At 49.8% G+C, this 12,964-nt stretch carries 11 protein-coding genes; 1 reads left to right on the top strand and 10 read right to left on the bottom strand.

Annotated features, from left to right (window positions below; all coding sequences use genetic code 11):
- Positions 1-37: 37 nt before the first annotated feature.
- Complete coding sequence (locus K1I37_RS00570) at positions 38-997, top strand: nuclease-related domain-containing protein (protein ID WP_021298099.1); 960 nt, start codon at positions 38-40, stop codon at positions 995-997.
- 140 nt (positions 998-1,137) lie between these two features.
- On the opposite strand, the gene K1I37_RS00565 is transcribed toward K1I37_RS00570, so the two are convergent.
- From K1I37_RS00565 to K1I37_RS00520, 10 genes are all read right to left on the bottom strand, one after another.
- Positions 1,138-2,826 (bottom strand): ABC transporter substrate-binding protein, encoded by a 1,689-nt coding sequence (locus tag K1I37_RS00565; RefSeq protein WP_021298100.1) that lies wholly within the window; start codon positions 2,824-2,826, stop codon positions 1,138-1,140.
- Positions 2,827-2,934: 108 nt separating this feature from the next.
- Positions 2,935-3,990, bottom strand: a complete 1,056-nt coding sequence (locus K1I37_RS00560; RefSeq protein WP_021298101.1) for a M42 family metallopeptidase — start codon at positions 3,988-3,990, stop codon at positions 2,935-2,937.
- Positions 3,991-4,364: 374 nt separating this feature from the next.
- A complete protein-coding gene (locus K1I37_RS00555) occupies positions 4,365-4,826 on the bottom strand; it encodes an Lrp/AsnC family transcriptional regulator (protein ID WP_021298102.1) in 462 nt (153 codons plus the stop codon).
- 151 nt (positions 4,827-4,977) lie between these two features.
- Positions 4,978-5,961 carry a formylglycine-generating enzyme family protein gene (locus K1I37_RS00550; RefSeq protein ID WP_021298103.1) on the bottom strand — a complete coding sequence of 328 codons (984 nt, stop codon included), beginning with the start codon at positions 5,959-5,961 and terminating at the stop codon, positions 4,978-4,980.
- Between the two features lie 17 nt (positions 5,962-5,978).
- Positions 5,979-7,160, bottom strand: a complete 1,182-nt coding sequence (locus K1I37_RS00545; RefSeq protein WP_021298104.1) for an ROK family transcriptional regulator — start codon at positions 7,158-7,160, stop codon at positions 5,979-5,981.
- Positions 7,161-7,197: 37 nt separating this feature from the next.
- A complete protein-coding gene (locus K1I37_RS00540) occupies positions 7,198-8,709 on the bottom strand; it encodes a sulfatase family protein (RefSeq protein WP_021298105.1) in 1,512 nt (503 codons plus the stop codon).
- Positions 8,710-8,767: 58 nt separating this feature from the next.
- Positions 8,768-9,811, bottom strand: coding sequence for an aliphatic sulfonate ABC transporter substrate-binding protein (locus K1I37_RS00535; RefSeq protein ID WP_021298106.1), 1,044 nt, complete (start codon positions 9,809-9,811; stop codon positions 8,768-8,770).
- Between the two features lie 18 nt (positions 9,812-9,829).
- Positions 9,830-10,612, bottom strand: a complete 783-nt coding sequence (locus K1I37_RS00530) for an ABC transporter ATP-binding protein (protein ID WP_021298107.1) — start codon at positions 10,610-10,612, stop codon at positions 9,830-9,832.
- Positions 10,594-11,175 carry an ABC transporter permease gene (locus tag K1I37_RS00525; protein WP_236613923.1) on the bottom strand — a complete coding sequence of 194 codons (582 nt, stop codon included), beginning with the start codon at positions 11,173-11,175 and terminating at the stop codon, positions 10,594-10,596. Before K1I37_RS00525 ends, K1I37_RS00530 begins: the two co-directional genes overlap by 19 nt.
- 196 nt (positions 11,176-11,371) lie before the next feature.
- A complete protein-coding gene (locus tag K1I37_RS00520; RefSeq protein ID WP_242216006.1) occupies positions 11,372-12,703 on the bottom strand; it encodes a sulfatase family protein in 1,332 nt (443 codons plus the stop codon).
- Between the last annotated feature and the right edge of the window lie 261 nt (positions 12,704-12,964).

Raw genomic sequence — 12,964 nt, 5'->3', positions numbered from 1 at the left:
AACAATAATAGAAAAAATTCGACTTAGGTGAGTTCAGATGCTACTGAAACCTGTGGATGATCCATCCAACCGAATACGAGACCTTGAACAGCTTCTCACATGTGCAGAGGGTGATCATAAGCGCATCGAAGAAGAACTCCGTATGGTGCGGGCAGGGGTTAAGGGCGAGGAAGAAACCTCCTACTTAATCAATTTTTACTACGAAAAGTCCAATAAAATGGCCGTCATTCACGATCTCCGACTTGTCATTGATGGCCGGGTCGCGCAAATTGACCACCTGTTGATCCATCGTACATTGGACGTTTTCGTTTTGGAGACAAAGCACTTTCATGCCGGTCTTAAAATCACAGAAAATGGTGAGTTTCTACGATGGAACAGGTATAAAAAGGCGTATGAAGGTATGAGCTCACCATTGGCCCAAAATGAGCGTCATATTGAAGTTCTAAAAGACGCTTTCCATCGTATTGATATGCCTAAACGGTTCGGGATTCGCATGTCTCCTAATTTTCATTCCTATGTTCTTGTGTCCCCTAATACGCGTATAGATAGACCGAAGAATTTTGACACGAGTCACATCATTAAAGCTGAAGCCCTTGAGCAAACTATTCGACAGAAATATGAAAAAGCAGGATTTATGGAGACGATAGGTTCAGCATCGAGAATTGTCTCAGCAGAAACAATGAGGGAAATCGGGTTACGCTTGGTGTCTCTACATCAGCCAGCTGAAATAAACTACAAAGCGAAATTTGGAATAAAAACCAAAAACAAAGTTATCTCCAAGCCTGTATGTCGAAAGTGTGGTGCCGACGATCTTTTTATCCAGTACGGCAGATTTGGATACTACTTCAAATGCAATACGTGCCAAGGAAACACACCTATCAAAATTGGATGCGGACACCCAGGACACAAGGAGCGCATTCGTAAAGACAAGCGTAACTTCTATCGTGAATGTGCCGATTGCCAAACGAGCCAACTGTATTTCGTAAATCCATCGTAAACAAGTTTCGAGACTGTCAAAGATATACGCGTAAACATCACTCGTGCTACAGCTTTACCGAAGTGTAACCGCCCAACCACCCGAACAGGCCCCCTACCGGAGGCCCGTTTGTCACATATTCAGATTGCGTGATCTGTTGCTTAGGCGTGGGCGGGATCGACCCAGACGTTCTCCAGTGGATCCATCATCACAGGGTTGATGTAGAAATTGTGGACCCAGGATTGCACCGCGAAATCTTCCATCGGGTAATACACCGGAACCCATGGCGCATCCTTCATAATCTGCACAGTCGCCTGTTGGAATAGCTTTGTCCGCGTGGCATCATTCATCTCTACCTGCGATTGATTCAACCAGCCATCCACCTGCGGGTTCGAGTAGAGCGTCGAGTTGTCCACGGGCTGCTGTTTACTGTCAAACAGCGCGTACAGGAAGTCGGACGCATCCGGATATGCCTCCATCCACGCTAACCAGAACAGGCCTGTTTTGCCACTCTCGTTCTTGGTCAGGAACGTGCCCCACGTCGTTGCGCTGATTTTCACTTTGATGCCAACGTTCGCAAGCATGCTTTGAACGGCCGTGTCGATGCGCAACTGGTCCGAGTCGTTACTAGAGTAGAGGGTCGTCTTGAAACCGTTTGGAAAGCCAGCTTCTTTCAAGAGCGCTTTTGCCTTTGCCGGATTGTACGTGTACTGAACGTCACTCGGCAAATCCTTCACGTTTCCATCAACACTGGGCGGAAGTGGCTGGTTTGCGATGGTTCCACGCCCACCTTCAATATCGAGAATCTGCTTCTTGTTAATCGCGTACTCCAGCGCCTGCCGCACCTTTTGATTGTTGAAGGGCGCAATTTTCACGTTCATCCCAAGGTATTGAACACCAGGTTCAGGCGCCTGCACCATGAGCTGCGAATACTTCGGATTCGATTTGAACGTCGGATAAGCGGAGGTGGGAATCCCGTTCGTATTCCAGCCAAGCCACGCAGTGTTCCCCGCTTCAAAACGCATCGCATCCGCTTGCGAATTCTCGCTGACGTTCAATGTTACCTGATCGAGATACGGCAACCGATTACCGGCACTGTCCGTTCGCCAATAATTCGGATTTTTCTTCAAAACAACTTGGCTTTGATTCATCGACGCAAGTTCAAATGGGCCGCTCCCCATCGCCTTATTTGCGTCAAACGCATCGTTGCCCACCTGCTTGATGTAGGAAGCGTCCACGGCCGAAATAAACGGCATGCCCAAGAGCTTCAGGAAAAATGGCTCCGGTCGGGTCAATGTTATCACCAATGTATCCTTGTCCGGTGCACGAACCCCGCTGATGCTCGAAGCCTTGCCGTCGTAATACGCCTGCGCACCCTGAATGATGTCAAAGTAACTTACGTAGGGGCAGCCAACACTCTTTGTCATGACGCGTTGCAACTCATCGATAAAAGACTGGGCGGTGACCGCATCCCCATTCCAGAACTTTGCATCGTCGCGCAGGTGGAACGTGTACGTCTTGCCATCCTTGCTAATATCCCACGATTTCGCCAACATCGGCTCAACCTTCGTCGCGTCTTGATTAAACGTGACCAATTGATCGTATAACTGTTCCACGACTTCCATCGACTGCGTATCGTCGGCGCGAGCCGGATCTAAATCTTTCACCTGCTGGATAGCATCCAACGTGATGGATCCGCCCTCGGACGGCTTCCCGGCCGCAGCAGCACTACTCGAACTGCTCGCGCTTACCTGGTTCGAACTCGCAGCACTCGTGCCACATCCAGCAGCCACGGAAGAAACAGCGACTAACGCGGCAACGGCTGTCGCCAACACGTATCTCTTCGGCATCATTTTTCCTCCAAACTCCCGAGAATTTTCTGTCTATATTTTTGATAAATCTATCCATCACTTAGCGAATCAATCGGGTACACAATACCGCATTGTAAACTTCAGGTATCAAATGAATCGGAATGTGGTGTCCGATTTGAAATCCTCAATAAAGCGCACAAGTAAATCCTTGGTGTACATAAGGTCCTTCAAATCGATGACCTCCACCGGAGAGTGCGCATAACGCGACGGAATAGACAACACCCCAGTGGGAACGCCAGCCCGCCCTAGGGACAATTCCCCCGCATCCGTACCAATGCCGCTGAATACCTCGAGTTGATACGGAATGTCGTGTGTTTTTGCAAGAGATACGAGTTTCTTGCGCACAGCGACGCTCGCAATCAGGCTGAAGTCCATCACCTTAATCCCCGGCCCCCGGCCAAGTCCAAGCGTATCATCCATCATCTCTTCACCCGTGTCGCTGACTGCCGTCGTGTCAATCGCCAACGCGACGTCCGCCGGCAACTGATGCGCCGCGACGCGTGCACCGCGCAGGCCCACCTCTTCCTGAACCGAAAACACTGCATGTACCGTGCCTGCGACCTTGGAAAAATCAAGTTCCTCCAAGGCTTGTATCAGCACCGCACATCCGGCCCTATCGTCAAATGCCTTCCCGGCAATCCGCGTCTTACCGATGGGTTCGAGTTCCGTCGCCCACGAAATCGGATCCCCCACCTGAACACCCAATGCTTCTACCTCTTGCCGATTGCTCGCCCCAACGTCGATGTAGAGTTTCGCATGACGGCGTACCTTGTCGGGATCGTCAAACTTCGTCATATGCGCCGATATCGTACCAATCACCCCTGGCACCACACCGTTCTCCGTCCCAATCCGCACACGTTGCGCAAGCAAAATGCGGTCATCGTGCCCACCCAGCTTATCAAAGCGGATCAATCCATTTTCCTCAATTTTCTTAACAATGAAACCAACCTCATCCATGTGCGTCGACACCAGCAACGTCGGGCCAGGCAACGCGCCCCGCTTTGTCGCGATGACGTTTCCTACGCCATCAACGGTCACTTCATCAGCGACCTTCTCAATCCTTTGAGCAATATAGCGCGCCACTGCGTGCTCATGCCCACACGGCCCCAATAGCCCCGTCAACTCCTGCAACAATTGTTTCACACGGTAACCTCCCAGTCGTCGCTTGAAAGTGCATATCTACGATCCCAAAAATCACCACAACTCCATTTTCGGCAGATAATGCGACTTCGTTCTGCTCAAACCGTTAATGAATTACTCAAATATTACTGAATAATCACAGAATGTCAATAACTTTGTTCTGAATTGGAAGTCTACATAAAAGGGGTGCACGATGTAGCGCGCTTATCGCACGAATGAGTTTTCATAGAAATACAAAGGTGGGTGGCTATCAAGAAGAGGCGTTTGGAACCGATGAAAGAGGTAAACTTGAAATCTGAATGTACCGCCATCGTTACACTTTGCGCGCGGCAGGGTTTCGTGTAGATGGTGTCGTGCAAAGTGGCGTGACTACACGACTACCGCACAAAACGGAACTGGTTCTTCAAAATCTTTAACTCCATGATCACGTTGGTCTTCTGCACCCCCGCGATGCCATTCAATCGCTTTTGAATGAATTCCCCGAGTTCCTCGTGCGAACGACTCATCACTTCAACCATTAAGTGGTATTCCCCAGACGTCAGTGCGACAAAACGAACCTCAGGCATCTCATTCAATGTCCGAATACAAGAATCCAGTTGTTCTGGCGCGATAGCCATTTGAATCGCTGCGATCATCTTCAAACCGACCTTTATCGGATTGACCACGCCAACAATTTGCAACACACCGCTGCTTCGCAATTGGGACACCCGCAACCGGACGGTGCGCTCCGCTACGCCAATCTGGTCAGCAATTTCGCGGTACGACATCCGTCCATCTTCCTGAAGGAACTTGATAATCTTCAAATCGACCTCATCGATGCCGTCTAGCCCGTCAAACACGAAATCCCTCCGCGATGGTCATAGTGTTTATATTATTCACACAGAAGTATATGTCTGTCTAGACGCGAATTCGACTGCGCTGGGCAAGTGTCAAACGGGACAAGCGATTCCTGATTTTATGTTCACCCGTTCACCGACATGACGTCATCATTTACACATCGGCAACACATCGAAACCCTACATGACCACTGCTGCTGTCAGGTGTATTCGACGTGCGTGCGGCTACACGGTAACGATTACAGTAAGAGGCGTGACACAAATATGATCCGCCCCGCATCACTCTAGATTCTCCGCTAGACGGGCCACGCGGATTTACGAGTGGGCTCGTTCGGTAATATGCCCGGTCAAACCAATCCGCGCACCATTCCCACACATTTCCACAAACATTGTACAGACCATATCCGTTGGGCTGAAACGATTTCGCCGGAGCCGTCCCCAAATACCCATCCAACCCTTTGTTGCGTACGGGAAACTCCCCCTGCCAAATATTGCACCTGTACTCCCCGTTCGGATGAAGTTCATCGCCCCACGCATAGCGATTTTGGACCAAACCGCCCCGCGCCGCATATTCCCACTCGGCCTCCGTCGGCAAACGCGTCCCGGACCACTCACAGAACGCAACCGCATCGTTCCAACTAATATGGACCACAGGATGATCTAAACGGTCAAAAATGTTTGACCCTGGCCCCTCCGGTGCCGCCCAATAAGCGCCCTCTACGCCGACCCACCATGGGGCTGTCTGAACAATACCCATCATGCGAACAGCACCATCTCTTGGAACAAAATCGCGAAATACAAATGACCATCCAAATCGCTCCGCTTCGGTGGTGTAACCAGTCTCTTCGACGAAACGCTTAAATCGTCGATTGGTCACAGCACATACATCCATCCAAAAGGGGGATAGCTCGACTTCATGGACAGGTCCTTCCCCATCGGCCACGAATCCCTCAGCGTCGTCTGTTCCCATTAGAAAACGACCACCCTGAATGAGAACCATGCCTTGCCTGTGCCCGGATGCCAAAGGGGCCCTATTCACCAACTCGCCGTCAGAACCAGCGTGAATCTGAGTCTCCGCGGATTTCGCAAACGTATTTCTTGGTACACCACAACAGGCGTTAAGCTGCCTTTCGGTCAATGCCAATCCCCCCGAACCTAAAAATATGGAAACTCATTCCCTACACCAAGCGACTCGCCAACCAGCGTGAAATAATAAATGCCTAGACTGCCAGCGCCCAAAACACCTATGTCATGCACACCAAAAGCAGATCTCTGGATAGATACATGATTCGGTACAGAGATGGCTCTTTCCGTAACAATATCATTTAACACCTTCCATACCATTCCACTTTGAAAAATTTGGCCGCAAACAACGACATTCGGTACCGAGAGTACATTCAATGCATTCGTCAGCCCTACACCGAGCGCAGTCCCGACTTCCTGGAACAGCCCTTGTAATCCTGGTGTATGTTCGTGCGCTATCAGATCCAAAATGTCCAGATCTTCATCTTTGAACAGCTCAGGACATAGCGTTCTCGCCTTTTGCAAAACATTGTCTGCCCCTGAAAACAACTCGACACAGCCAGTGCTCCCGCACCAGCATTTAGCCAAGTCTTGGTGAATCGAAATATGTCCAACCGCTACGGGGCCAAATCGATATGGCACACCATTCATGACCAGGCCCGCGCCAACACCTACGTCGGCGAACAGAAACAGCATGTTATCCAAATCCTTGCCGACGCCTGCCAGTTTCTCTGCTAGTGCCATCGCCACGACATTATTATCCATTACCACTGGAAAACCTAGTTTCTCCTCAACCAGTTTCACGAGTGGAACACCGGCCCAGCGTTGATCTGGTCGTAGCTTAATGGAACCAGAAGGAAAGTCGACCCAACCGTTCACCCCCAAGGCGATACCTAATATCTGTTCTCGCTCGACAGCAAGACGGTTGACAAGCGCTTCAATGAACTCTATCGCCTGTTCGACTGAGTGATAATCTGCTACATGGTCCTCTCGTTGCAGAATGGCCCCCTTCAAATTCACCAAACTGCAGCTTACAATTTTTCTCCCAATGTGCACGCCAATCACAGAGCGCCCGTGTGGGTTAATGTCTATGAGAATCTCCCGTCTACCTGCCCTACTTTGTGAAGACACGTGGTCGGTTTCCACCAGAACCCCTTCAGCGATAAACTCCGAGGTCAGGTTGGAGATGGTTGCTGGAGTCAATTGTGTAATTTTTGAGATGCCCAACCGACTAATCGGCCCAGACTCGTATATGGTTTTCAAAACGAGATATCGGTTTATATGCTTCGTGCGGTTCAAGTTCTGTCCAATCATTACAAATCACCCCTATCCATAAGAGCCGATCATCACCTCATGCGAAGCTCTGTCTCTCAGGATACGGTCCCTCGATTTGCCCATACATGTCAACCATCGTTTTCAACATCTCCAATACTATCCCAGCATAGTTGGGATCATTGTAGAGATTGACGAACTCGTTCGGGTCGTCTATTAAGTCGTATAGTTCACCTTCATCGCGGCCGAGAAAATAATTGAGCTTGTATCTCTCCCCCACAATGGTCTTGACGTAAAATGTAGGTTCTGCCCGATTCTCTATGAGACAGTGATCACGAGTCGATTGACTAGGGTTCATCCAAGTATCCATTTGGCTCATTCCTTGAACAGGCGGCACGTTATCGATATGACAAATGTCGTATAACGTCGGCGCAATATCCACCAAGCTCTGCAAACTGTCGCTTTGTACGTTTTCGGGCAACCGTCCGGGCCAACTTACAATAAACGGAACACGCACCACGTCTTCATAATGGAGGGGCCCCTTTAACCACAATCCGTGGTTACCGGCGTAGTCGCCGTGATCCGATGTGAATATGACGAGCGTATCCCGCATCAAATCAAGCTTATCCAGCGTCTTTAAGATGCGGCCAATGTGGTAATCAATCAGGCTAATCATGCCATAATAGGCTGAAAGCCATCGTTTGGCGCGCGCTTCTCCAATTCGCTCAGTCGTTGGACCAAGACACTGGATGCCCTTCGTCGGATGGTTTGGGTCGGACGTAATGGAAACATCCAATTGATTAAGTCTGTCCTGGATAAGATATTGGTACAATAACGGCTTCCCGTCCGTTTCACCGTCCTGTCGAATAAACTCGGGCAAATCCCCCACATCGTACATGGAATCCCACGGTTCAGGCACCAGAAACGCATTATGCGGGTCCTGAAAACTACACCAAACAAAAAATGGGCTGTCGGAGTCATTGCGCTCCAGAAATTCAATCGTTTGATTCGCCGTCCATCTCGTATAGTGCAAGTCTTCCGGAAGCTCCCATTTACCTTCTCTATATCCGCCACCGGGTCCGAAAAATTGGTGGATGTCAACACCTTGCTCCTCTAGCCAAGCGCCGTAGTGCATACCTGAGGAGGATATTTCGTCCGAATGTCCATGCAGCATTTTTACTTCTTGGAACCCGTAATAAGGACCATTCCAGTTTCGCCAAAAGTCTCTATCAAAGACATGTGGCGGCGCTTCGAAGCTGCCTTCGGCAAGAACCGGTTGAAAGTGCGTTTTCCCAAACAGCGCCGTCCGATATCCGTTCTCGGATAGTACATCGCTCACGCGCGGCCGCCCCTCATCCAACTTGACACCGATATTCCAACATCCATGCCTCGATGGATATTCACCTGTCAAAATAGAGGAGCGACTAGGAGAACATACAGGATTGGTTACGTATGTTCTCGTAAAACTAGTGCCGCGCCCGACCAATGCATCCAGATTCGGTGTCTGAATGACGCTGTTTCCCAGAGCATGTATCGTATTTGCATGCTGTTGATCGGTTGTGATCAAGAGCACATTTGGCCGCTTGTGCATTCCAATCGCTCCATTTCAAATCGCTGACTCACCAACGCCACGTAAACGGATACGCCACTTACGGCACGTTCTTGTAGTATGTGTCCTTCACAAATGTCGATGGCTGTACCACACTTGGCAGCGTCCCCGACTGCACAAACTGTTCCTCCAGATTGTCGATCCACTTGTCTACCGTCCCATTCGCCATATCGGTTTTAATTTGAGAGGAACTCAACCACTGCGTTGTGCCCGCCTGTGACGTCAGAGAATCAGCCGGTGCCCCCGTGTAAGAGGCTGTCATCGACACAGCTTGCTGAACGTGATTCATGCGCCAATCGTTCGCTTCTGCTAGCGCATCGACAAACTTTTGCACCAACGCACTATGTGATTTTTCGAAAGCTGGACTAGCGGTCCAAACCTGTGGGAATGTGAAATCTGGCATAAATGTCTTGTCCGTTGCGAGCACTTTCGCACCGGCAACCTGCTGCTGTATTTCGGAGGAATACGGATTCCAGGTGGCCACTGCGTCGACATGCCCAGCAACAAACGCACTAACCTCGCTGGATACATCCATATTCACAATTTTCACATCGGAGATTTTCAACCCAGCCTTCTTCAATGCCAAATTGAGTATCATCTGACCAGAGGTCCCCTCAGGCACACCAATCGTATGCCCCTTTAACCCAGCTATACTCGTAATGCCAGACTTTGGGCTCGCCAGAATCATGTCGCCCAAATTCAAACTATCTACTGCGACGATGTCCGCTTTCCCCTCTGCCGCAAGGAAAATTGCACCAGGTCCAATATAAGCCATATCGATTTGACCCGCCGCCATCGCGTCTATCTCCGGGGGCCCGCTGGTGAATTTAACTGCTTGCACATCAATTCCCTCGTTTTTGAAGAACCCTTCCTGCTGTGCAATCACTATCGGAGCAGCTCCATGGATATCCGGCATATACGCTACACGGATGACCGGAAGCGCTTTTGTGGAATCTGCACCAGTTTGGGAAGTCGACGAAGCCGCCGTATTGTTAGCAGACGAATTGGTGCCTCCGGTCGCACATCCAGAAAGTGCAACCCCACTGGCTGCAACAATCGCTCCAATCAACATCGTCCGTTTCATAAGTACACCCCCAGAGTTTTAGTGATGATAGACATTCATCCATACTTCATTTTTCAGTTGCGTGAACGCGTCGATGAGCTTCGTTTCCTGGTTCCTCGGATACGGCAAATCGACTGCCAGTTCTCTTTTGATACGCCCCGGATGGGCATCCATCATGATGACCCGATTGGCCAAAATCACCGCCTCCTCGACATCATGCGTGATAAAGAAGACGGTCTTTTTCTCCTTCTCCCAGGTCTTCAAAAGCTCTTCCTGCAATTGTCCGCGTGTTTGTGCATCAAGCGCTCCAAAGGGCTCATCCATCAGCAAGACCTCTGGGTTCGCCGCATATGCCCGCGCAATGGCGACACGCTGCTTCATGCCACCTGAAAGTTCTTTCGGATAAGCGTCTTTAAAATCGGACAACCCAACCAAATCTAAATAATGAAGCGCAATGTCCGTTCGTTCCCGCCTGGACATGCCTTTAAGCTTCAAGCCAAAAGCGACGTTTTCGAGAACTGTCTTCCACGGAAATAGCGCGTATTGCTGAAAGATCACGCCACGGCTTGGATTGGGACCCTCAATTGGCATTCCTCGATGCGATACGACGCCATCGTCCGGCGTCTCCAACCCACCGATGATGTTCAGTAACGTTGTCTTTCCACAACCAGAAGGCCCCACCACACAAATGAAGTCTCCTTCGTTCATCTCAAGATGGATCTGATCAAGCACTAGATGTTTGCCGTTGCCGGTGGTAAACGACTTCGATACATTCGTCACCTCAATGACGTGACTCGAATCTGCTACATTGTCTCTTGCCACCTGGTCAATCTCCTTTCCATCCAAAGAACGCCTCGATCCATTAAGAAGCCAATCACGCCAATGATAAATATGCCCATGACGATGACAGAGACCTGATAGTATTGCTGAGCCTGCTCAATCATGCTGCCAAGTCCGTGCTGACTAGCTATCAATTCGGCAGCGACTAACGTACTCCAGGCACTTGCAAGTCCGAGGCGCACCCCTACGAGAATGTAGGGAAATGAGGCTGGGATCACAACGTCAAAGAACAAATTCCAATCGTTTGCACCAAGCACCTTCGCTGCCTTGAGCAAGGTTACATCGACGTTCTTCACCCCTTGATAGACCGAGATGACGATAGTCAAAAAAGCGGCTATCCATATCACAAATATCTTGGCTGATTCCCCAATTCCCAAAATAATGATCACCATCGGAATCAGGGCAATTGGAGGCACTGTCCGAAAAAATTGAATCCAGGGTTCAAATATTCCCCTCGCCCAGCGATACCACCCCATCAGAAAGCCCACAGGAACAGCAGCCACCAGTGCTATCGCGAAACCAATACCAACCCTCATCAGACTCATGCCTATATTCATCCACAATCCAGCGTGGATTTGCTGTGGGACAGTCTGTACCACAGCCATCGGTGTCGGTAACACTTTGCTAAACCGCGGGAGCAACGCAAGGACCCACCATAAAGCAATGCCGCCCACGATTGAAATAACCGGGTAAAATCTGCGCAACCGCATCACCACTTCCATTTTTATAAAAATTATCAAATCACAGTGGGATATCAGGCTTTCGTTCTGACAGCACAACCGGAATCGCTTCACGTCTTTGTATGAAAGCCTCCATTGCCCTGCGTCCGTACAATTCCACACCCGGCGGACCATGCTGCGCATTCCATACCATCGGATCAGTCTGTCCTGTGGCAGCGATAGCCGCTTCCCAGTCCGATAGACATTGCGACAACTGTTGCACGACATCGGCATGCTCGTGTTCAACCGAATGCTGTTCAAATGCATCTCGATTTCTATCAAAAAGTTGAATAGCCGGGATATCCCATTGCCCCGGATGATACGTGCGAATCAGCTTCCAGTCATTTGTGATCACGGCACGTTGAGCCGTATACAGACCGTGGCCGCATATCAGGTGTTGACGTCGTTCTCCACTGAATAACGATTGACTATCCCATTCAGCAGGACGCTTGCATCCGAACAGCTCAAGCACTGTAGCCGACAAGTCCATCTGATATACCAAACCATCCCGAATCTCGGTTCTTTCATACGATTTCGGAAACTGGATAATCAGCGGTACCCGATTTGTTCCGTCATGTACACTCCAGTGCTCAACGTACACACCGTGTTCCCCGAGTTCCTCTCCGTGGTCTGCCGAGATAATTACAGTGGTGTCCTCACGAATACCGAGGGACTCCAATTTCCGGATAATTTCGCCAACATGGTAATCTACATAACGGATTTCTCCATCGTACAAATCCACAATCCGCTGATAATCTTCGTAAGACTCAATTCCCACCATACCTGCGGCGTGCCAAAAAACGTCGTCCTGATGTAGCGCAACCTGTTTGGCGGTTGGGTATTCCGGGTAATGCGCAGTCTTTACAGCGTCAACACACGCTTCTGGCGGATTATAGACCGCATGAACATCCCAGTACTGAATCCAAAGAAAGAAATCCTCGTCGGCATTGTCATCCAACCAACTCTGAGCAAGTTCATTGATCTTCCATGCGGGTGTCGCTTGAAAGTGCCAGCCGGCGGGATCGTAAAAGTTCTCCCAACCAACGTAAAACCACGGAGACGGATGCCGACCGAATGTCGAAATAGCGGCCGTCTTCACTCCATGATTCCGCAGAATCAAGGGCAACGTATCGACTGCCAAGTTCATCGATTCACCCTGCCGCCCGTGCGTCACAATGCCCATTTTGGCACCAAACCGTCCGCTAATTGTGGCAGCCCGCGAAGGCATGCATGGGCTGTCCGATGCGTAACAGTTCTGAAACACCACACCGTGCCGAGCTATTGCATCAATATTCGGAGATGTCGGACGTGCATATCCATATGCGCCTAGATGATCCGGTCGAAGACTGTCAATATCAAAGTGAGCGTTTTGCAGAATTAACGTTCACAACGCATTTGACACTATATATAGTGTTCCATTGATAGTTCGTACACTATATATGTGCGAGAAACGGTGAAAAATCGAATTCTGCAAAACGCTCAAGTAAATGACCTTCAATCCCAACACCTCAGTTCCCGAACCAATAATTAATTAAATGTATCAATCAATAAAATAAAGGAGGCACTTCGGATTTTATCCTTAACCCTCCCCCGCAACGTGCACGTCTGCACTACG

It is taken from the genome of Alicyclobacillus acidoterrestris, assembly GCF_022674245.1.
GTDB classification, from domain to species: Bacteria; Bacillota; Bacilli; order Alicyclobacillales; family Alicyclobacillaceae; genus Alicyclobacillus; species Alicyclobacillus acidoterrestris.
Note: the sequence above shows the minus strand (reverse complement) of the source record. Positions and strands in the feature narration are given on the sequence as shown.